The sequence below is a fragment of the uncultured Citricoccus sp. genome, assembly GCF_937871995.1.
Lineage (GTDB): Bacteria > Actinomycetota > Actinomycetes > Actinomycetales > Micrococcaceae > Citricoccus.
On sequence record NZ_CALMQR010000117.1, the window covers coordinates 1 to 20,162 of the forward strand.

The following is a 20,162-nucleotide window of genomic DNA, read 5'->3' on the forward strand; positions in this document are numbered from 1 at the left end:
GGAGTTGCCGCTGGTAGCGGTGGACTTGCCACCGGTGCCGGAGAACTGGCGATGACCGGTGCGGACGTGTTCTGGTTCGTGCTCGCGGCGTTCGCCCTGCTCGCACTGGGCCTGGCTCTTCTGCGCATCGTCCCGAGGCGGCACACCGCTCCCAGTGCCGAAGACCACTGGGACGCAGAGACGACGCGGACAGAGCGACGCTGACGCGGTAGGACAGCTGGATCGTTGAGCTGTCCGGAATAACAGTCGCGGCCCCCCGCCATATCCCCCAGGACCCCGGACCGATACGGGCCCTCAGACCGCACCCCTCGCCAGGCACGGAAGGGGTGCGGTCTGCGAGGGGAAGGACAAGTCCCCTCGTGGGATCAGCGTACGTAGATCGATCTGTAGGCCGACGCCCACCGACACGGGGCGTGGCAGAGAGGGCGTCATGGTCGACCCCAGAAGTACCGGATCGCCGGGCCGTGAACGGCGTTTCATCGAGATGATCGTCAGGGGTGTGGCAGAGGTCCTGTTTACCGCCGGGGTCACGCTGTTGCTGTTCGTGGCCTGGCAACTGTGGTGGACCAATCTGGATAGTGACCGCGAACAGGCGTCCGTGGTGAGTGAAACCGCCCGTCAGTGGAGCCAGCAGAGGGCCACTGAGTCTTCTGCGGCCGGGTCCCCGGCCGAAGGGGAGGTATGGGGCATCCTCTATGTCCCTCGTTTTGGGCAGGATTACGCCAAACCCATCGCGGAGGGTATCGACCTGGAGGTTCTGAACTCTGCCGGGATCGGTCACTACCCCGGCACTCAACGGCCAGGCCACATCGGGAACGTCGGCCTGGCCGGCCATCGGCAGTCGCATGGCCAGGTGTTCTGGGCCATGGACACGCTCCAGGCGGGGGACAAGGCCTACATCCAAACCCAAGAAGGCATCTACACCTACACCTACCGCAACACCCACATCGTGTACCCGTCTGAGAGCCAGGTCCTGCTGCCCGTGCCGGGCGAGAGCAACGCGCACCCCACACGGAAGATCCTGACCCTCACGACGTGCCATCCTCCCTTCACCACAGACATGCGCATGGTCGTGCACCTGGAGCAAAGCTCCTTCTCAGCAGCACACACTGAGCCTCCGTCCCAGATCCGCGACGTCGTCAGCCAGATGATCACCCTCGAAGGAGCTTGAGAGATGTACGCCTGGATCTTCCGTCACCTGCCCGGCCCGCTGTGGCTACGTGTTCTACAAGCAGGCGTACTAGCGGGGTTGGCCATCGCCGTACTGATGATCTGGGTCTTCCCCTGGATCAGCGAGTTCTTGCCGTGGACCGCATCCACCCTCGGTTCATCAACCACCCACACCCCTGCCTGAGATGAGCAACCACGCGCCCTCACCGCTGGGGCCGGCCCTCAGCGTCCTTGTCATCACCCCTTTGGGCTGGTGGTATGACAGACCAGGTGGTCCCGTCGGCCGATTCCACGACTACTAGTCTGAGGTCTTCGGGACCACCTTGAGCGGCCTGACGATCACACACCATCCGCACCGCTCGATCGCGGAACTCAGGGGTGAACCTCTGGGGCATGTACCGATTCTCCTGCGTGAGACTCGGAATCAAGCCCAGGGCGCTTCAGCGTGCGCTGTATAGAGTCCGGGCCCGATCGGGAACCCAGTCGCTGGTCCCCCCAGGGGATCCCCTTGAGGCGCAGGCTCGACGCCACGCGGCCGCTCAGTGCCCGAGGTGGTCCAGGAGCTCCCGCTCGGCGGCGTCCAGGTACCCGCGCAGCGCCTGGGCCGCCTCCTCCCGGCGCCCGGCCAGCACGAGGTCCAGCAACCGGAGGTTGCGCTCCGCATAGGGAGCATGGAAGCCCGAGGGGTTCGCCATGCCGTGGAACACCAGTCGCATACGCGCCAGGGTCCGGTCCATCACCGTGCTCAGCGTCGGGGAACCGGACATCGCGACGATCGCGTCGTGCAAGCGCTGGTTCGCGCCCGCCATCGAGTCGGCGTCACCGGCCTCCAGGGCCCCCGCGATCGCCGCCCGGATCCCGCGCAGCTCCTCCTCGCGTTCCTCGGTGAGGTCGCCCCACAGCAGGGCGGCCGGCTCGAGCATGCGGCGCACCTGGTAGACGTCCCGGATGGCCTCGGCGTCCGGCGAGGCCACGAAGACGCCCCGGTTCGGCACCCGCTGCACGATCGACTCCGCGGCGAGCGCTGCGAAGGCCTCCCGCAGGGTGTTCCGTGAGACCTCCAACTCCTCGGACAGGGCCTGCTCGGCCAGCTTGGCACCGGGTCTCAGGTCACCGGCGGAGATGCGCCGGCGCAGCACCTGGGCCACCCAGGCCCCGGTGTGGGCGTGGACGGCGGTGTCCGTGACGGGGTTCACGCCAGCCGCCCCAGTTCCTGCCCCTTGCTGATCCGATCGGCCGGGTGCAGGTCCGCCCGGGAGAACGTGCCGGCGTGGTCTGCGGAGACGGTGGTCTCCATCTTCATGGCCTCCAGCACCGCCAGGCCCTGCCCTGCGGCCACGGACTCGCCGTCCCCGGCCAGCCACTTGACCAGCGAACCGTTCATCGGCGAGGCCACGGCGCCGTCGGTGGCCTCCCCGGCATCGGCGCCGTCCGCCGCACCGGATCCGACGCCGGTCCCGCCCCCGCCGCTGCGCAGCGCGCGCACCAGGTCGGCCGGCAGGCCCAGCCGCACCGCCTTGCCGTCGAGGGTCACGGTCAGTTCGGTGCGTTCGGCTCCCGGGGCCGCGGCCGCCAGGTAGGGCGAGGCCTCCAGGTCCGCGGTGAACTCGGTCTCGATCCAGGTCGTGTAGACCCCCAGCCGCTCCGGGTCGGTGAACGCGTCCTGGCGCAGGACCTCCTGGTGGAAGGGCACCACGGTCGGCAGGCCGCGGATGACGAGCTCGTCCAGGGCGGCTCGGGCGCGGCGGATGGCCTGCTGCCGGTCCTCGCCCCAGACGATGAGCTTGCCCAGCATGGAGTCGTACTCCCCCGGCACGACCGATCCCGAGCGCACGCCGGTGTCCACGCGGATGCCCGCCCCGGTGGGCGCCTCGAACACCTCGACCGGCCCGGGTGAGGGCAGGAAGCCCAGTGCCGGGTCCTCGGCATTGAGGCGGAACTCGATCGCGTGCCCGCGCGGGGCCGGGTCCTCGGTGAGGTCCAGCGGTTCGCCGGCGGCGATCCGGAACTGCTCCCGGACCAGGTCCACGCCGGTGGTCTCCTCGGTGACGGGATGCTCCACCTGCAGGCGCGTGTTGACCTCCAGGAAGGAGATCAGCCCGTCCGGGGCCACAAGGTACTCCACCGTCCCGGCCCCGGTGTACCCGGCCCGGCGGCAGATCTCCTTGGCGGAGGAGTGGATGCGCTCGCGCTGGTCGTCCGTGAGGAACGGGGCGGGGGCCTCCTCCACGAGCTTCTGGTTGCGCCGCTGCAGGGAGCAGTCGCGCGTGCCGACCACCACGACGTTGCCGTGGGTGTCCGCCAGCACCTGCGCCTCGACGTGCCGCGGTCGGTCCAGGAAGCGCTCCACGAAGCACTCGCCCCGGCCGAAGGCGGTGACGGCCTCACGCACCGCCGAGTCGAACGCGTGCTCGATGTCCTCCATCCGCCGCACGATCTTCATCCCCCGGCCACCACCGCCGAACGCCGCCTTGATGGCCACGGGCAGGCCGTGCTCCTCCGCGAAGGCGCGCACCTCGGCCGCGTCGGCGGCGGGCCCGTCGGTGCCGGGCACGAGCGGGGCGCCGGCGGCCACGGCGATCTGCCGGGCCGAGACCTTGTTGCCCAGCTCGTGGATCGCCTGCGGCGGGGGGCCGATCCAGGTCAGTCCGGCGTCGATCACGGCCTGGGCGAAGTCCGCGTTCTCGGACAGGAAGCCGTACCCGGGGTGGACGGCGTCCGCCCCGGAGCGCCGGGCCACGTCCAGCAGCTTGTCCATGTCCAGGTAGGTCTCGGCGGCGCTGGCTCCGTGCAGGGCGTAGGCCTCATCGGCGGCGCGCACGTGCATCGCGTCCGCGTCCGGGTCCGAGTAGACGGCCACGGAGGCCAGTTGCGCGTCGCGGCAGGCGCGGGCCACGCGCACGGCGATCTCGCCGCGGTTGGCGATCAGGACCTTCGTCAGCGTGTTCATGGATCAGTCCTCTCGAGGGGGGTCGCTGGGTGCTCGGCGGAATCCGCGCCGGGATCCGCGGTGCCGCGTTCCGGGGCCGTGGCGGCGTCCAGGTGCACGGCCGGGACGAGGGTCAGCGGGGTGACCGGCTCGAAGCGGACGCCCGCCCCGGGCGGCAGTTGCGCGGCCAGGGGCAGGTCCTCCGGCACGACGACGCCGATCACCGGGTACCCGCCCGTCACCGGGTGGTCGGCCAGGAACAGCACGGGCAGCCCGGACGGCGGGACCTGCAGGGCCCCGGCCACGGCGCCCTCGCTGGACAGCTCGCCCTCGCGGACCCGTTCCAGGGGGGTCCCGCCCGCGGGCGCCTCCAGGCGCACCCCGATCCGGTTGGACTGACTGCTCACGGCCCAGTCCTGGCCGCCCAGCACCTCCAGCCCGGCGGCGCCGAACCAGTCCTGCCGGGGTCCGGGCACCACGCGCAGGGTGGTCACCTCACCGGCCCGCGGCAGCCGGCGCAGCGCGGGCTCGGCCGTCCCGACGGCGGCGAATCCGCGATCGCCGCGCACCGGCAGTTCGGTGCCGGAGGCCAGCGGTTCGGGACCGATCCCGGACATGGTGTCCGTGGAGCGGCTGCCCAGCACGGCCGGCACGTCCAGTCCGCCGCGCACCGCCAGGTAGGTGCGCAGCCCCGCGGTGGGTTCGTCCAGGATGAGGGTCTCGCCGTCGTGCAGGGCGAACGGGGTGCGCGGCGGGGCGGGCCGGTCGTCGGCACCGCTGCCCGGGACCGACGTGATCCGGGCCGGGGTGTCGGCCCCGGCCAGCGCGAGCACCACGGACCCGCGGGCCCGCACGCTCAGCCCGCCGAGCAGGGCCTCGATCACGGCCTCGCCCGGGGGATTGCCGACCAGCCGGTTGGCCTGCCGGGCGGAGGCGGTGTCCGCGGCGCCGGAGGCGGACACGCCCAGGTCGCCCAGTCCGGGACGTCCCAGGTCCTGGACCAGGGACTGCAGCCCGGGTGCCTCGACGACCAGGGCGGCGGCTGCGGACTGCACCGGTGGGCCCGACGGTGACGTGGCCGTGCCACCGGCGGCCACCGCTCCCGCGGTGCCGGCCTCCGGGGCCGTCGTCGGCTCGGGCATCGACTCGGGCATCGACTCGGGTGCCGGCTCGGGATCACGGGTGACGCGGAGGAGTTCGCGCACCGCCCGGTAGCGCACCCGGTCCCCCGGGCGCACGAGTGCCGGGGAGGACCGTTCCAGGTCCCACATCCTCGCGTCGGTGTGGCCGAGCAGTTGCCAGCCTCCCGGGGAGCTGCGCGGGTAGACCGCGGAGAAGTGCCCGGCGATGGCCACCGAGCCCGCGGGGACGCTCGTGCGCGGGGTGGAGCGGCGGGGCACCTGGAGGGGGTCGTCCTCGGCCACGAGGTAGGTGAAACCGGGCGCGAAGCCCCCGAACGCCCCGGTCCACAGGGTCTGGGTGTGCACCCGCACGACGCCGTCCGCTCCGAGGCCGGTCAGCCGACCGACCTCGGCGAGGTCCTCTCCGTCGTAGACCACGTCGATGTCCACGGTGCGGCCGGACTGCCCGGCGCGGTCGGTGACCGTCAGCGACTGGACGGCGCGCGCGCCGGCCACGGCCGCCGCCCGGTGGGTGAAGGACAGTGTCACGGTCTCGGCGGCCGCCACGGCCTCCACCTGGCCCGGCAGGGGCGCGGCCGTCAGGTGCGCGTGCAGGGCCACGACGTCCGCCAGCGAGGCGCACTCGAGGAGGAACGCCCGGGTGCCGGCCCAGCGCAGGGCGCGCGGCGCCGTCGTCGGCGTCCCGGACGCGGTCGCGGGACCGGTCGTCGAGGTGTCCGGGTCGATCATGCGAACGGTCCCACCTGCACGCCGGCCTCTTCCAGCGCGGAGCGCACCGCCGCGGCCATGGACACGGCCCCGGCGGTGTCCGAGTGCACGCAGATGCTCGAGGCCTCCATGCGCAGGTCGCTGCCGTCGATGGCCGTGAGCCGGTGCTCGGTGGCGAGCCGGACCATGCGGCGGGCCACCTCGGCCTCGTCGTGCAGGACGGCGCCGGGCTCCCGGCGGGAGACGAGCGTGCCCTCGGGGGTGTAGGCGCGGTCGGCGAAGGCCTCGGTCACCACGCGCAGGCCCGAGGCCTCGGCGATCTCGATGGCCGCGGAACCGGGCAGCAGGAGCAGTGGCAGGTCCTGGCCGAAGCCCTTGACCGCGTCCACCACGGCGCGGGCGTGCTCGCGGTGGTGGACGATCGCGTTGTACAGCGCGCCGTGGGGCTTGACGTAGCGCACCACGGTGCCGGCCGAGCGGGCCATCGCCTCGAGCGCACCGATCTGGTAGAGGATGTCGTCGGCGAGCTCGGTGGGCGAGCAGTCCAGGAAACGCCGGCCGAAGCCGGCGAGGTCGCGGTAGGACACGTGGGCGCCGACCGTGGCCCCGGCCTCGGCCGCGTACCGGCAGGTCTGGGCGATGATCGACGGGTCCCCGCCGTGGAAGCCGCAGGCGACGTTGGCCGAGGACACGGACCGCAGGATCGCGGCGTCATCGCCCATCGTGTAGGAGCCGAAGGCCTCGCCGACGTCGCTGTTCAGGTCCATGCGCAGCGCGCCGTGCTGGTCCAGGGTGCCCATGTGGTGACCTCCGTCTCATCGGGTGGTCACTCCAGAATGCACCACAGACCCGGATTGTTCAACAATCCGGGTCTGGGGTGCCGGCGCTTCCGGGCGCGTCTCAGGCGTGCGGCACCACGACGGCGCGGCCGGAGACCCGGCCGTCCACCAGCGCCCGGTAGGCCTCGAGGGCCTGGTCCATCGGGTAGGTGGTGTACATCGGCGTCAACTGGCCGGCCCGGAACATGTCCACGACCTCGTGCAGTTCCTCGATGGTGCCCCAGTAGGTGCTGGTCAGCTCCACCTCGTAGGGCGCGGTGAAGAAGGACCACTCGTAGGGGTGCCCGGCGATCCCGACGATGGTGCAGCGGCCCTGGCGGGCCATCGAGGACATGGCGGCCTGGATGGTCGGCTTCACGCCGACGAAGTCGAACGCGGCGTCCACGCCCCGGCCACCGGTGATCTCCCGGATCCGCTCGACCTGCCCCGCTCCCCCGGGCACGGTGACGGCGCCCAGCCGCTCGGCCTCGGCCATCGCCTCCTCCTTCATGTCGGTGGCGATGATCGTGGCCCCGGTGAGGGCCTTGAGGATCTGCACGCCGAGCAGTCCCAGGCCGCCCAGCCCGATGACGAGGGCGTACCTGCCGCCGCCGTTGAGCTTCGGCAAGGCCAGCTTGATGGCGTGGTAGGGGGTCAGGCCGGCATCGGCCAGCGATGCCGCGGCGACGGGGTCGGCGTCGCCCAGCGGGACCAGGTTGCGGGCCGGCACGCGCACGTACTCGGCCATGCCGCCGTCGCGCCCCAGGCCGACGCCGAGGTACGGCATCGTGGCGGCGTTCTCGCAGTACGTGTCCTGGCCGCGGGAGCACGCCCGGCAGCGCTGGCAGCCGACGGGGCCGTAGACGAGGAAGGCGTCCCCGACGGTCAGTCCCTCCACGCCCGGGCCGAGCTCCTCGATCCAGCCGGAGTTCTCGTGGCCGAGGATGAAGGACGGCTTCTGCGCACCGGGCGCGCCCTCGGCGAAGTCCTGGAAGATCGCCACGTCGGAGTGGCAGGCACCCGCGCCGGCCACCTTGAGCAGGACCTCACCGGGGCCGGGGACCGGCCGCTCGACGTCCGTGAGGGTGGGGAAGGTCTGGTAGTTCTCGAACACGACTGCGCGCATGGAGTCCGCTCCTGTTCCTGGTCGGGGATGGGGTCGGGGCCGGATGGCCGGTGGATGGCTGGATGGGTGGACGGGGACGGCGGGGTGGATGGACGGTAATGACGGGTGCCCGGTCCGGGCGGGCGCAGCGGCCGGCACCGGTCCGGCACAGGTCTCAGATGGCGCCGGAGCTGCCCAGCAGCGCGCCGATCGCGAAGGTCACCGCCAGGGCGAGCACGCCCCCGACGACGACCCGCACCGTCGGTCTCAGGACGGGCGCCCCGCCGAGCCAGGCGCCGGCGGCGCCGGTCAGGGCGAGCGCGACCAGGGTCACGGCGAAGGTCAGCGGGATCCGGAGGTCCGTGGGAGCGAGCACGATCGTGAGGAAGGGCAGTAGCGCGCCGATGAGGAAGGCCAGGAACGAGGCACCGGCCGCCCGCCAGGGGCTGAGCACCTCGTCCTCGGAGAGGTTGAGTTCGGCCCGCAGGTGCGCGCGGATCGGATCCTGCGCGGTGAACTCCTCGGCCACACGCCGGGCGGTCGGGGCGGACAGGCCCTGGCCCCGGTAGATCTCCACCAGTTCCTCGAGTTCCCCCTCCGGGTCCTCGGCGAGTTCGCGGCGCTCTTTCTGGATGAGCGCCGTCTGGCTGTCCGAGGAGGAGGAGACGGAGACGTACTCGCCCAGCGCCATGGAGATCGCACCACCGGCCACGGCCGCCACCCCGGCGATCAGCACCGGGGCATCGGCGGTGGTGGCGGCCGCCACGCCCACCACCGTGGCGGCCACGGACACGATGCCGTCATTGGCACCGAGCACGCCGGCCCGCAGCCAGTTCAGGCGCTGCGCCAGGGACTCACCGTCACCGTGGGGTTCATGGCGCCCCGGATGCCCGGGTGCTCCCGTCCCGGTGCCGGCCCGGGTCTCTCGCGATTCGCTCATGGCCCCAGTCTGGCCAGTGACGCGGACCGTCTCCAGAGCCCGGGCCCTGACGACTACGTCACAGCCAGGGGGCGCGGACCTGGCCGGAGGCCTTGACGTCGGCGATGGTGGCGCAGCCCATGAGCTGCATGGCCGTGCGCACCTCGGCGGCGAGCAGCTCGATCGCGCGGGTCACGCCCTCCCGTCCCCCGGCCATCAGGCCGTACAGGTAGGCGCGCCCGATCAGGGTGAAATCGGCTCCGAGGGCCAGGGCGGAGATGATGTCCGCACCGGAGAGGATGCCGGAGTCGAGGATGATCTCGACGTCGGCACCGGCCTCGGCGCGCACCTCCCCCAGGGCCTTCAGTGACACCGGTGCGCGGTCGAGCTGGCGTCCGCCGTGGTTGGACACGACCAGACCGTCCGCCCCGGCGTCCAGGGCGAGCCGGGTGTCCTGTGCGGTCAGCACGCCCTTCACCACGAGCCGGCCGGGCCAGTTCTCGCGGACCCACTCCAGGTCGGCCGCGGAGAGCGTGGGGTCGAACATGGAGTTGATCAGGGTCGGCAGGTCGTGCGTGGTGCCGCTGAGGGAGGCGAACGTCAGGGGGTCGGTGCTCAGGAAGTTGAACCACCACTCCGGACGGTAGGACGCGTCGAGCACGGTGCGTGCGGACAGCCGCGGCGGGATCGTCATGCCGTTGCGCACGTCCCGGAGCCGCTGGCCGGCCACCGGGGTGTCCACCGTGACCAGCAGCGTGTCGTAACCGTGGGCCCACGCCCGCTCCAGCAGCCCCCGGGACTTCTCACGGTCCCGCCACAGGTAGAGCTGGAACCACCGCCGCCCGCCCGGTGCGGCCTGGGCCACCTGTTCGACGGAACGGGTGCCCATGGTGGACAGGGTGAAGGGGATCCCCGCCCGGGCCGCGGCGACGGCCCCGGCGTCCTCCCCCTCGGCGTGCATGAACCGGGTGAACCCGGTCGGTGCGATCCCGAACGGGAGGGCGGAGGGCCCACCCGCGATGGTCGTGGACAGGTCCGCCTCCGCCGTCCCGTGGAGGATCCGGGGCAGCAGTTCCGTCGACTCGAAGGCCTCGCGGGTGCGGCGGGCCGTGAGCTCGTTCCCGGCCGCCCCGTCCACGTAGTCGAAGGCCGGACGGGGGGTGCGCCGCCGCGCGATGGTCCGCAGGTCGGCGACGTCGGCGGCCCCGCGCAGCCGGTGGGCCCGACGGCCCAGGCCCGGCGCGCTGAACCTCATCAGCGGCAGCAGCTCGGAGGGTTGGGGCAGTCGGCGTTTCAGTCCGGACACGGGAGGTCCTTTCGGGATCAGGGAGCGGGAGGGATCGCGGGCGGGGGGCTCGGGACAAGGTCGCGGGATCGGGTCGCGGGACGGGTCAGGCGACGGAAGGAGCGGGCCAGGGCCGGCCGACGGTGATCAGTGCCTCTCGACGTTCGGGGCCAGGAAGACGGCGACGGCCGAGAGCAGGCAGCACAGCGCCACGTACGCCCCGCCCGCCCACAGTCCTCCGAGGGAGGCCACGAGACCGGTGACCACGAGCGGGGTGGTGCCGGCCACGAGCGCACCGTTGGCCTCCCGCGCCACCGCGATCCCGCTGAAGCGCTCGCGCGGCGGGAACAGGCTGGCCAGGTAGGCGCCCTGCGCCCCCGAGGTCAACGCGATGACCAGGACGTAGCCGAGCGCGATCGCCACGGCGGCGAGCACCGCGTTCCCGCTCGACAGCGCCCCCAGCAGGGGGAAGACGTAGAGCGCGCCGGCCGCCGATCCCGCGGCCAGCACGACGCGCGGTCCGTAGCGGTCGGCGGCCAGGCCGCCGAACGGCGTGGCCACCACGCCGGCGAGGGAACCGAGGGTGACGGCGGTCAGGGCCGCGGCCCGGTCGAGGCCGACCTCCGGGGAGGTCATCAGGGACAGGGCGTACACGGCCATCGTGTAGTTCAGGGCGTTGTGCCCGGTCACGCCGAGGAAACCCAGTAGGACGGCCCGGCGGTGCCGGCGGAACAGCTCCAGCAGGGGCACCCGGTCCCGTTCCCCGTGGTCGGCGGCCCGCTCCTGTGCCTGGACGTACTCGGGGGTCTCCTCCAGCCGGCGCCGGATGAAGACCGCCAGGGCGAACAGCACGGCCGAGGCCAGGAACGGCAACCGCCAGGCCCACTCCAGCAGGGCCTCGTCACCGGCCGTCGAGGCCCAGAGGAACGCGCCCGTGGCCAGGGCGATCCCCGCGGGCGGCATCGAGAGCACGAGGGAGGTCAGCAGCCCCCGCCGGTGCGGCGGGGCGAACTCCGCCACCAGGGTGGTCGCACCGGCCAGTTCGGCACCGGCGCCCATGCCCTGGAGCAGGCGCAGCACCACCAGCAGGACCGGGGCCAGGACGCCGATGGCCGCGGCCGTGGGCAGCAGGCCGATCCCCACGGTGGCCGCACCCATCACCACGATGGTCAGCAGCAGGGCCGGGCGGCGCCCGTAGCGGTCCCCCAGGTGCCCCACCATCACGCCCCCCAGCGGGCGCGCGAGGAAGCCGACGGCGAAGGTGGCGAACGCCGCGAGGGTCGCCCCGGACGTCGCGCCCTCGAAGAACAGGGGGGCGATGACCAGTCCGGCGGCCGCCCCGTAGAGGGCGTAGTCGTACCACTCGATCAGCGTGCCGGTGACGGCGGCGAACAGGGCACGGCGGGCGCCCGGGGCCATCCGCTCGGAGGCAACCGGGAGGGTGGTGGAATCCATGAAGTATATTTCTAGCACGCTTGATAGGGTCACCCTCGTGACCGAGGATCCCCGCACGCCGCCGTCAGGACCGCCGACCCCGCGTCCGGCCCCTCCCGGCCCCGCCCCCGCCTCCGGGCCGCGCGCGGCGTCCTCTCCCAAGGGCCCCCGCCTGCTGGCCGACCTGCGGCGGATGATCCTGACCGGGGAACTCGCCCCCGGCGAGGTGCTGGTGGAACCCCGGCTGGCCGAGCGGTTCGGCCTGTCCAAGACCCCCGTCCGGGAGGCCCTGCACATCCTCGCCGCCGAGGGACTGGTGACCGTGCTGCCCAAGAAGGGGTACCTGGTCCAGACCATGTCCCCCCAGGACCTCGGCGAGGTCCTGGACCTGCGGATGCTGCTGGAACCGCACGCCGCGGCGGAGGCGGCCCGGCAGGCCACCGCACACACCGTCCCCACGCTCCGGTCGGCCCTGGACCGCCAGCGCGGGCTCTCCGGGGGAGACCCCCTGGAGGCCATGGGCGCGGCCCGGGACTTCCACCTGGCCGTGGCCGGGGAGGCGCGCAACACCCGGCTCGCCGCCGCCCTCGAGAGGGTGCTGGACGACATGGCGCGCGCCCATCACGTCCTGCCGGGACTGCAGGCCCAGATGGCACACCCCCACGAGCTCACCGAGCACGAGGCGATCATCGAGGCCATCGCCGCGGGCGACGGCCCCGCGGCCGACCGGGCCATGCGGAGGCACCTGCACTCCGTGCGCGAGGCGGTGCTGGAGAACCTCCGGCGCACCTCCCCCCTGTGGTCCGGCGCCTGAACGGCCGGACCGTCGGCCTGAGACCGAACCCCCGCGGGCCGGGACCTCAGGCCGGGTACAACGGGTTGTGACCGGGCGTGACCCGCTCGTCCTCGCGGACCGGCCCCGGGGCGGTGCCGTCGCCGAACGGGGAACCACCGAGCTCCTCGCGCCGGTGCTCGCCCAGCCAGCCGGACAGTTCCGGCCCCTTCGGCACGATCCCGGTGGGGTTGATGTCCCGGTGCACCTCGTAGTAGTGGCTCTTGATCTGGTCGAAGTCGACCGTGTCCCCGAACCCGGGGGTCTGGAACAGGTCCCGGGCGTAGCCCCACAGAGCCGGCATCCGGTCCAGCGTGTTGCGGTTGCACTTGAAGTGGCCGTGGTAGACCGGGTCGAACCGCACCAGGGTGGTGAACAGCCGGACGTCGGCCTCCGTGATGGTGTCCCCCATCAGGTACCGCCGGGACGTCAGCCGTTCCTCCAGCCAGTCCAGGGCGGTCCACAACCGGTCGTAGGCGGAGTCGTAGGCCTCCTGCGAGCCGGCGAACCCGCACCGGTACACCCCGTTGTTGACCTCGGTGAAGATGCGGGTCATGACCTCGTGCATCTCGTCCAGGGACCCCTCGGGCAACAGGTCCGGCGCCCCGTCCCGGTGGTACGCGGTCCACTGCGTGGAGAAGTCGAGGGTGATCTGCGGGTAGTCGTTGGTCACCACCGCACCGGTGGGGATGTCCACGATGGCCGGCACCGTGATCCCGCGGGGGTAGTCCGGGAAGCGCGTGAAGTAGTTCTCCTGCAGCCGTTCGGTGCCCAGCACCGGGTCCCTCCCGTCCGGGTCCAGGTCGAAGGTCCAGGACCGCTCGTCATGGGTGGGGCCGGGGGTGCCGAGGGAGATGGCGTCCTCCAGGCCCAGCAACCGCCGCACGATGATCGTCCGGTTGGCCCACGGGCAGGCCCGCGCCGCGACGAGCCGGTAGCGCCCGGCCTCCACGGGCCAGGCCTGGGCGTCGGCGGTCAGCCCGCCGGCCACGTGCCCGACCTTGTCCGTCTCCACCCGGGGGGCGGCCGTGATCGCGGTCGGGTCCGCGACGATCCGGTCCTGGATGTAGTGCGTGTCCCGGGTGAACTCCTGCCCGGACAGCACGTAACTGCCCTGACGGCCTCCCTGGTCCCGGGGCTGGCTCTGGCGGTCCTGTGACTGGTCCATACACTGAGCCTATGGCCTCTCCCGTCCCGGACTCCCACCTGACCTCCGCGGTCCTCGCCGACAATCCCTCGGGCATGACCCTGGAGGGGACCAACACCTACCTCATCGGCGCCCCGGACGCGGATTCCGTGGTGGTGGTGGACCCCGGTCCCGGCGCGGGGTCCGCGGACCACCTCGAGGCGGTGCTGGCCGCCGCCGGCGACCGCCGCGTGGAACTGATCCTGGTGACCCACCACCACGAGGACCACACGGGGGCGGTCGGACTGTTCGCCGAGCGCACCGGCGCACCGGTGCGGGGCGGGTCCCCCGCGTGGTCGCGGGGGGCGGCACCCCTGGCGCACGGCGAGCGCATCCCGGCCGCCGGCGTCGTGATCACCGCCTGGCACACCCCCGGGCACACCTCGGACTCCTATTCCTTCGCCCTGCCCGACGACGGTGCGGCCGGTTCCGTGCTGACGGGAGACACGGTGCTGGGCCGGGGCACGACCATGATCGACCACCCGGACGGGACGCTGGCCGACTACCTGCGCAGCCTGGAGCTGCTCATCGCGCTGGGCGACGCCACGGTGCTGCCCGCCCATGGTCCGGCGCTGGCCTCGATCGCCCAGGTGGGTGTCCAGTACCGGGATCACCGGCACGCCCGTCTGGACCAGGTCCGCGAGCTGCTCGGCCAGCTGGACGCCGCCGACCGGGACACCGTGCGCCGGGGCCCGGGGGCGGGACTGGTCCCGGGGTCCTCGGGCCGGGGCGTCGGGGACGATCCGCAGCGCACCGCGTTCGACGCGCTCGCCGAGCGCCTGGCCGCCACCGTGTACCCCGAGGTGACCGGCACGGTGCGCTCGGTCGCCGCGATGACCATGGCCGCCCACCTGACGTACCTGGGGCGGGAGGCCTGAGCCCGTCAGTGTCCATACCGTGACCTGCCACGCCGCGATGTCGCGGCGGTGCGGGCGAACGTGACCCATACCATGGATGACGGAGGGTGCGGTGCCTCCGGCGCCCGCAGGAATGCGGGTGCTGACGACGAGTCATCACAAGGCGGTAAACGTGGCAGAGCAGCTAGACGAACTCGAGACCCGGCAGGACTGGGAGGTCCCGCTCATGAACACCGACCGGAAGAACGCCCCGACGGCCCTCGTGACCGGGGCCACCGCGGGACTGGGCGCCGAGTTCGCCCGTCAGCTGGCGGGCCAGGGCCAGGACCTCGTGATCACGGGCCGGGACCCGATCGCGCTGGTCGGCAAGGCCCGGGGGCTGGAGGCACAGTACGGCGTCTCCGTGGAGACGCTGACCGTGGACCTGGCCACCCGGGAGGGCGTGGACGTGGTCGCCGCCCGGATCCGGTCCCGCGAACAGCCGATCACGATGCTGGTGAACAACGCCGGCGCCGGGCTCTCCACCGAGTTCCACGAGAGCGAGGCCGAGGACGAGGTGGCCATGCTGCGGCTGCTGGTGGAGGCGCCCATGCTGCTCTCCCACGCGGCCATCCAGTCCTTCCTCGCCCGGGGCGGCGGCCGGATCATCAACGTCTCCTCCGTGGCCGGGCTGATCCCGGACGGCAGTTACGGGGCCGCGAAGTCCTGGGCCGTGGCCTTCAGCCGGTGGGCCAACACCCGCTACAAGTCCTCGGGCGTCACCGTCACGGCGCTCTGCCCGGGGCTGGTGCGGACCGAGTTCCACCAGCGGGCCGGGATCGACACCTCCAAGCGGCCCCGGTGGGCCTGGATGGATGCGGACGACGTGGTCCGCGAGGGGCTCACCGCCGCCGCGGACGGCCGCAGCGTCTGCGTGCCCTCGCGGCGGTATCGTTCCCTCATGACGGCGGCCCGGTTCAGCCCGGACGCCGTCCTGGAGCGGCTCAGCCGTTCCGAGGCCAAGTCACGCAGGACCGGCGCATAGCGCGCGGTCGACCGCCGCAGGGGAACGGGGAGCGCATGACCATCCTGGTGGGCTACACCGGCAGTCACGAGTCGAAGGCCGCCCTGACCGAGGCGATCCGGCTCGCCCGGATCGCCCACGAGGACCTGCTCGTGGTCAACGCCGTCCCCGAGCACAGGCACGAGGCCGCGGTGACGGAGATCGAGCAGGTGGAGCTGCAGCGGATCCTCGACGCCTCCGGGCTGCGCGCCGAGTTCCGCCAGTACGCGCGGGGCCGGTCCACGGTGGACGAGATCAAGGACCTGGCCACCGAGGTCCAGCCCTCGCTCGTGGTGATCGGCATGCGCCGCCGCGGCACGTTCGGGCGGGTCCTGATGGGATCCGTGGCCGACGCGCTGCTGCAGGAACTCGACCAGCCCGTGCTGTGCGTCAAGGAGTCCCCGGACAAGCCCTCCGGCGTCCACCGGGACGAGCCCCCGCGGGACGTCACCGCGGCCGAGGAACCGAAGGACCTCCCCGGTCCCCCGCCGGTCCCGGAGGAGGGCGCCGGCGCCGGCCGGGCCCGCCGCCGCTGAGGCCCGCACGGGGCCACCGGGTACCGCCCGGCCCGGGGGCACGGCCGTGCGGCCCCGCCCACGGGCCGGGGGCGCTCAGTCCCCGTCGAGGCTGACGTCCGGCCGGGCCCGCCGTTCGCTCTCGGCGGCCGGCTCCCGCCCGGGGTCCGGGTGGCCGGAGTCGTCGTCCGGGCCACCGTCTGCCTGGGCCGCCTTCTCCTTGCGTTCCTGGTAGGCCTGTTCGCCCGGGCCCGCGAACTCCCGGTTGCGCTCGATCGCGGTGATCGATCCCGTGAACATCGACGAGTCCTCGCTCGTCTTCGTCAACGGCGTGGACCCGGTGACCGCGGACCCGGTGACCGTGGACTCGGCACCGGTGACGGCCCGCTGCTGACCGGTGGCGGCAGGGGACCCGTTGGACGATCCCAGCCGGGGCAGTGCGCCGGTGGCCGGCCGCTGCTCCCGGCCCGGACGGGCCCCGCCACCGGGCACCGGACCGGCGGAGGCGCCGTCGTGCCGCGCCGCGGATCCGCCGGCGGCCCGGCGGTACGGGTCCGCCTCCGCCTCGCCGGTCTCCGCGTAGGCCGGGGAGAGCACCGAGACGCTCTCGGCCAGGCGCTGGGCGTAGATGGCCTCCGGGTGCTCGCTGCGCAGGAAGGTGACCAGGTCCTCCCGCACGAGGCAGCGCAGGTCCCACAGGTCCCCGGAGTTCCGGGCGGAGACCACGGCACGGATCTTGACCATGCCGCCGAGGGCGTCGGTGATCTGCAGGGACCCCTCCTTGCCGTCCCACAGCTCGGTGGACTCCAGCAGGGCCCGGAGGCGGTCGCGGGCCTCCTCCATGGGCACCCGCCAGTCGACCTCCATCTCCACGGTCCCGGACAGCGCCGAGCCCACGCGCGTCCAGTTCTCGAAGGGGGTGGTGGTGAAGTGGCTGGACGGGAAGATCACCCGGCGGCCGTCCCAGATCTTGACCACCACGTAGGACAGGGTGATGTCCTCGATGGTGCCGTAGACGTCCTCCACGGTCACCACGTCCCCCACGCGGATGGCGTCGGTGAAGGCCAGCTGGACGCCGGCGAAGACGTTGGTCAGGGTGGACTGGACCGCCAGGCCGGCCACCACGGACAGCAGGCCGGCCGAGGCCAGCAGGCCGGCGCCCACCGCTCGCACCTGCGGGATGGTCAGCAGGATCACGGCCACCGCGATGACGATGATCAGGGCCTCGAGGATGCGCCGGATCAGCACCGTCTGGGTCTGGATCTTGCGGTCCCGCCGGTCGTCCTCGCCCGCGCTCTGGTACTTGGCGAGCACCCGCTCCTCGACGATCCGCACGATCCGCAGGGCCAGCCAGGCCAGTGAGCCGATGATCCCGGCCAGCAGCAGGAAGTTCGTCCCCTCGAACCAGTCGTACTCGGAGGCGGTCAGGCCCAGGGCGATCCTGGCGGCCATCAGGCTCAGCGCCACGGCCACCGGGACCCGGCACCGGGCCACCTGGCGCCGCAGTGCCGGCCGGCCGCGCAGCACCACGTTGAGCAGCACGGAGGCCGCGGTCACGACGGCCAGCGCGATGACGACCCCGACCAGCACGGTGGACAGGATCCCCCAGAACGGGCCGAGGGAGTCCACGGCGCCCTGGGCCCCCTCCTCCATGGTGTCCGGGACGGTGGTGGTGATGTCCTCCGGTGTCGCGGTCCCGTCCGGGACCGGTTCGGAGAGGGCACGGAGGGCCGCCCCGGAGGGAACGGCCGCCCCGGGCAGGGCGGGCAGCACGGAGGACAGGGACATCAATGGCATGGTCCCAGTCTGTCACCGGCGCCTGCACCGGACCTGAACGGGTGGAGAATGGACGCTGAGATCGCTTCAGATCACGGCCGACCACTCCAGTACCGGAAGAGGACCCTCATGCTTTCCATCACGGACCTGCGCGGACACGACGTCGACCCGGCCACGGTGCTGCCCCGGGCCGAGCTGGACGTGGCCGGTGCCGTGCCGCGGGTGCTGCCGATCCTGGACGAGGTGCGCTCCGGCGGCGCCTCGGCCGTGCTGGACCTGGGCGAGCGCTTCGACGGGATCCGGCCGCCGTCGTTGCGGGTGCCCGCCCCGGCGCTGGCCGAGGCGCTGGAGGCCCTGGACCCCGAGGTCCGCTCCGCACTGGAGGAGTCGATCGCCCGCGCCCGGACCGTGCACGCCGCGCAGCTGCCGCCCGGGTCCGAGGTCGACCTCGGGGAGGGGGCCATCGTGGAGAACCGCTGGGTCCCGGTGGGCCGGGTGGGGCTGTACGTGCCCGGCGGACGCGCGGTATACCCCTCCTCCGTGGTGATGAACGTGGTCCCGGCGCAGGCGGCCGGGGTGCCCTCCCTGGCGGTGGCCTCCCCGCCGCAGAAGGACTTCGGCGGCCTGCCGCACCCCGTCATCCTGGCCGCCTGCGCCCTGCTCGGCGTGGACGAGGTCTATGCCGCCGGCGGCGCCCAGGCCGTGGCCATGTTCGCCTACGGGGTGAACGACGACGACGGCACGCGCCTGTGCGCCCCGGTGGACATGGTCACGGGGCCGGGCAACATCTACGTGGCCGCGGCCAAGCGGGCGCTGCTCGGGACCATCGGGATCGACGCCGAGGCCGGTCCCACCGAGATCGCCGTGCTGGCCGATGCCACGGCGGACGCGGAGTGGGTCGCGGCCGACCTGATCAGCCAGGCCGAGCACGACCCGATGGCCGGTTCGGTGCTCATCACCACGTCCCCGGAGCTGGCCCGGGACGTGGTGACCCAGGTCCAGGAGCAGGTGCCGGGGTCGTTCCACGAGGAGCAGGTCCGTCAGGCCCTGACCGGTCCGCAGTCCGGGATCCTCGTGGTGGACACCCTGGCCACGGCCATCGCGGTGGCCGACGCGTACGCCGCCGAGCACCTGGAGGTGCACACCGTGGACGCGCTGGCCACCGCGCGCCGGATCCGCAACGCCGGGGCCGTGTTCGTGGGACCGTACTCCCCCGTGCCGCTGGGCGACTACTCCTCCGGGTCCAACCACGTGCTGCCCACCGGCGGGTCCGCCCGGTACTCCTCGGGGCTGAACACGGTCAGCTTCCTGCGGCTGCAGCAGCTGATCCGGTACTCCGAGACCGGGTTGAAGGAGTTGGCATCGAACATCTCGGCACTGGCCGGGGCCGAGGGGCTGCCCGCCCACGGGGAGGCCGTGGCCCGGCGTTTCCGGTAGCCCCCGGTCACCGCCGGGTGCCGTCCCGCGTCGGCGGCAACCGGCTCCGCGGCACGTGACGGAGGTCACCGTCACAGGCGTTCACATCCGCAGAAGGCCTTTGACCCGTCGCCCCGGCCGTCGTTACGCTGAACCCAGAATCACGAGTTCCCGCTGTTACAGCCCTGGCTTGCGGGACGGCAACCCTCTTCACGCAGTAGTGGGGTGCTCCAGGTGATGATTCGGCCTTCCGGGCAAGCCGGCGGGCAAGTACCGCGTCTGAAGCAGGTACCGGAGGGGCACCGCCCGAGGTCACACTGTGGATGCGCCCTCGAACGGAGGACTCACATGACCGCCCTGGCCACCATCGACCTGAGCCGCACCGCCACCCTGGACACCGACCTGTCCGCCCAGACCCTGCGCTCGGCCTTCTCCCACTTCCCCTCCGGCGTCGCCGCGCTGTGCGGCCTCGCCGATGACCAGAAGGAGGGCCTCGTGGCCTCGTCCTTCACGGTGGGGGTCTCCCTCGAACCGGCACTGGTGTCCTTCGCCGTGCAGAACACCTCCCGGACCTGGCCGCGGCTGAAGCGGGCCGAGCGCATCGGGATCTCGATCCTCGCCGAGGGCCACACCGACGTCTGCCGCCAGTTGGCCTCCAAGGACGGGGACCGCTTCGAGGGCCTGGGCGTTCGCGCCTCGGACCGGGGCGCCCTGTTCCTGGACAACGCCGCGCTGTGGCTGGAGACCTCCGTCTACGCGGAGGTCCCGGCCGGCGACCACCACGTGGTCCTGCTCGAGGTCCACGGCGTCCACGACCACTCCTCCGAGCACGAGCCGCTGGTCTTCCACCGTTCGGCCTTCCGCAACCTGCGCACCGCCGAGGGCAACCAGTAACCGGCCCACCCGTATCCTGGTCCGCATGCCGAACGCCCCGCAGCCACCGAGCCAGGTCCGCCTGGACGCCTGGCTGTGGGGCATCCGCATGTACAAGACCCGCTCGGCGGCGACGGCGGCCTGCCGGGCCGGCC

19 protein-coding genes, 1 pseudogene and 1 riboswitch are annotated in these 20,162 nt (G+C 72.8%); of the genes and pseudogenes, 10 read left to right on the plus strand and 10 right to left on the minus strand.

What is annotated here, in order from left to right; genetic code table 11:
- The 3 genes from Q0283_RS13605 to Q0283_RS13615 all read left to right on the plus strand — a co-directional run.
- Positions 1 to 204, plus strand: a 204-nt coding sequence (locus Q0283_RS13605) for an LPXTG cell wall anchor domain-containing protein (RefSeq protein ID WP_298045131.1), incomplete at its 5' end; no start/stop codon positions are given.
- A 226-nt stretch (positions 205 to 430) separates the two neighbouring features.
- A complete protein-coding gene (locus Q0283_RS13610) occupies positions 431 to 1,171 on the plus strand; it encodes a class E sortase (RefSeq protein ID WP_183528006.1) in 741 nt (246 codons plus the stop codon).
- A 3-nt stretch (positions 1,172 to 1,174) separates the two neighbouring features.
- Positions 1,175 to 1,354, plus strand: a complete 180-nt coding sequence (locus Q0283_RS13615) for a hypothetical protein (protein ID WP_183528008.1) — start codon at positions 1,175 to 1,177, stop codon at positions 1,352 to 1,354.
- 355 nt (positions 1,355 to 1,709) lie between these two features.
- Here Q0283_RS13615 and Q0283_RS13620 read toward each other — a convergent pair whose 3' ends face one another.
- The 8 genes from Q0283_RS13620 to Q0283_RS13655 all read right to left on the minus strand — a co-directional run bounded on the left by Q0283_RS13620 (position 1,710) and on the right by Q0283_RS13655 (position 11,531).
- Positions 1,710 to 2,366: a GntR family transcriptional regulator gene (locus tag Q0283_RS13620; protein WP_183528010.1), complete on the minus strand. Its 657-nt coding sequence runs from the start codon at positions 2,364 to 2,366 to the stop codon at positions 1,710 to 1,712.
- Positions 2,363 to 4,120 carry a biotin carboxylase N-terminal domain-containing protein gene (locus Q0283_RS13625; protein ID WP_183528012.1) on the minus strand — a complete coding sequence of 586 codons (1,758 nt, stop codon included), beginning with the start codon at positions 4,118 to 4,120 and terminating at the stop codon, positions 2,363 to 2,365. The genes Q0283_RS13620 and Q0283_RS13625 overlap by 4 nt, the downstream gene beginning before the upstream one ends.
- Positions 4,117 to 5,970 (minus strand): 5-oxoprolinase/urea amidolyase family protein, encoded by a 1,854-nt coding sequence (locus tag Q0283_RS13630; protein ID WP_298045133.1) that lies wholly within the window; start codon positions 5,968 to 5,970, stop codon positions 4,117 to 4,119. The genes Q0283_RS13625 and Q0283_RS13630 overlap by 4 nt, the downstream gene beginning before the upstream one ends.
- Positions 5,967 to 6,749 carry a LamB/YcsF family protein gene (locus Q0283_RS13635; protein ID WP_183528016.1) on the minus strand — a complete coding sequence of 261 codons (783 nt, stop codon included), beginning with the start codon at positions 6,747 to 6,749 and terminating at the stop codon, positions 5,967 to 5,969. Before Q0283_RS13635 ends, Q0283_RS13630 begins: the two co-directional genes overlap by 4 nt.
- Before the next feature lie 100 nt (positions 6,750 to 6,849).
- Positions 6,850 to 7,893 (minus strand): NAD(P)-dependent alcohol dehydrogenase, encoded by a 1,044-nt coding sequence (locus Q0283_RS13640; RefSeq protein ID WP_183528018.1) that lies wholly within the window; start codon positions 7,891 to 7,893, stop codon positions 6,850 to 6,852.
- A 154-nt stretch (positions 7,894 to 8,047) separates the two neighbouring features.
- Positions 8,048 to 8,812 carry a VIT1/CCC1 transporter family protein gene (locus Q0283_RS13645; RefSeq protein WP_255459489.1) on the minus strand — a complete coding sequence of 255 codons (765 nt, stop codon included), beginning with the start codon at positions 8,810 to 8,812 and terminating at the stop codon, positions 8,048 to 8,050.
- 58 nt (positions 8,813 to 8,870) lie between these two features.
- Positions 8,871 to 10,088, minus strand: coding sequence for an alpha-hydroxy acid oxidase (locus tag Q0283_RS13650; RefSeq protein WP_221243746.1), 1,218 nt, complete (start codon positions 10,086 to 10,088; stop codon positions 8,871 to 8,873).
- 135 nt (positions 10,089 to 10,223) lie between these two features.
- Positions 10,224 to 11,531, minus strand: a complete 1,308-nt coding sequence (locus tag Q0283_RS13655; protein ID WP_183528022.1) for an MFS transporter — start codon at positions 11,529 to 11,531, stop codon at positions 10,224 to 10,226.
- A 37-nt stretch (positions 11,532 to 11,568) separates the two neighbouring features.
- Between Q0283_RS13655 and Q0283_RS13660 the strand changes: the two genes are divergently transcribed.
- Positions 11,569 to 12,324, plus strand: a complete 756-nt coding sequence (locus tag Q0283_RS13660; protein WP_298045136.1) for a GntR family transcriptional regulator — start codon at positions 11,569 to 11,571, stop codon at positions 12,322 to 12,324.
- Positions 12,325 to 12,370: 46 nt separating this feature from the next.
- Here Q0283_RS13660 and Q0283_RS13665 read toward each other — a convergent pair whose 3' ends face one another.
- The gene (locus Q0283_RS13665; RefSeq protein WP_183528024.1) at positions 12,371 to 13,510 is read right to left on the minus strand and encodes a glutathione S-transferase family protein; all 1,140 of its coding nucleotides are present in this window, start codon (positions 13,508 to 13,510) and stop codon (positions 12,371 to 12,373) included.
- Positions 13,511 to 13,521: 11 nt separating this feature from the next.
- Here Q0283_RS13665 and Q0283_RS13670 point away from each other — a divergent pair, with 11 nt between their 5' ends.
- The 3 genes from Q0283_RS13670 to Q0283_RS13680 all read left to right on the plus strand — a co-directional run bounded on the left by Q0283_RS13670 (position 13,522) and on the right by Q0283_RS13680 (position 15,963).
- Positions 13,522 to 14,406 (plus strand): MBL fold metallo-hydrolase, encoded by an 885-nt coding sequence (locus Q0283_RS13670; RefSeq protein WP_183528026.1) that lies wholly within the window; start codon positions 13,522 to 13,524, stop codon positions 14,404 to 14,406.
- 151 nt (positions 14,407 to 14,557) lie between these two features.
- Positions 14,558 to 15,409 (plus strand): SDR family oxidoreductase, encoded by an 852-nt coding sequence (locus tag Q0283_RS13675; RefSeq protein WP_183528028.1) that lies wholly within the window; start codon positions 14,558 to 14,560, stop codon positions 15,407 to 15,409.
- A gap of 35 nt (positions 15,410 to 15,444) precedes the next feature.
- The gene (locus Q0283_RS13680; protein WP_183528030.1) at positions 15,445 to 15,963 is read left to right on the plus strand and encodes a universal stress protein; all 519 of its coding nucleotides are present in this window, start codon (positions 15,445 to 15,447) and stop codon (positions 15,961 to 15,963) included.
- Between the two features lie 75 nt (positions 15,964 to 16,038).
- On the opposite strand, the gene Q0283_RS13685 is transcribed toward Q0283_RS13680, so the two are convergent.
- Positions 16,039 to 17,739, minus strand: a complete 1,701-nt coding sequence (locus Q0283_RS13685; RefSeq protein WP_183528032.1) for a mechanosensitive ion channel family protein — start codon at positions 17,737 to 17,739, stop codon at positions 16,039 to 16,041.
- A gap of 108 nt (positions 17,740 to 17,847) precedes the next feature.
- Between Q0283_RS13685 and hisD the strand changes: the two genes are divergently transcribed.
- From hisD to Q0283_RS13700, 3 genes and pseudogenes are all read left to right on the plus strand, one after another.
- The gene (gene hisD / locus Q0283_RS13690) at positions 17,848 to 19,155 is read left to right on the plus strand and encodes a histidinol dehydrogenase (RefSeq protein ID WP_183528034.1); all 1,308 of its coding nucleotides are present in this window, start codon (positions 17,848 to 17,850) and stop codon (positions 19,153 to 19,155) included.
- 138 nt (positions 19,156 to 19,293) lie between these two features.
- Positions 19,294 to 19,413, plus strand: a riboswitch (SAM riboswitch).
- A 69-nt stretch (positions 19,414 to 19,482) separates the two neighbouring features.
- Entirely contained in the window at positions 19,483 to 20,028 is a 546-nt protein-coding gene (locus tag Q0283_RS13695) for a flavin reductase family protein (protein ID WP_010145727.1), read from the plus strand.
- A 25-nt stretch (positions 20,029 to 20,053) separates the two neighbouring features.
- Positions 20,054 to 20,162, plus strand: a pseudogene (locus Q0283_RS13700) (RNA-binding S4 domain-containing protein); the annotation flags it as partial.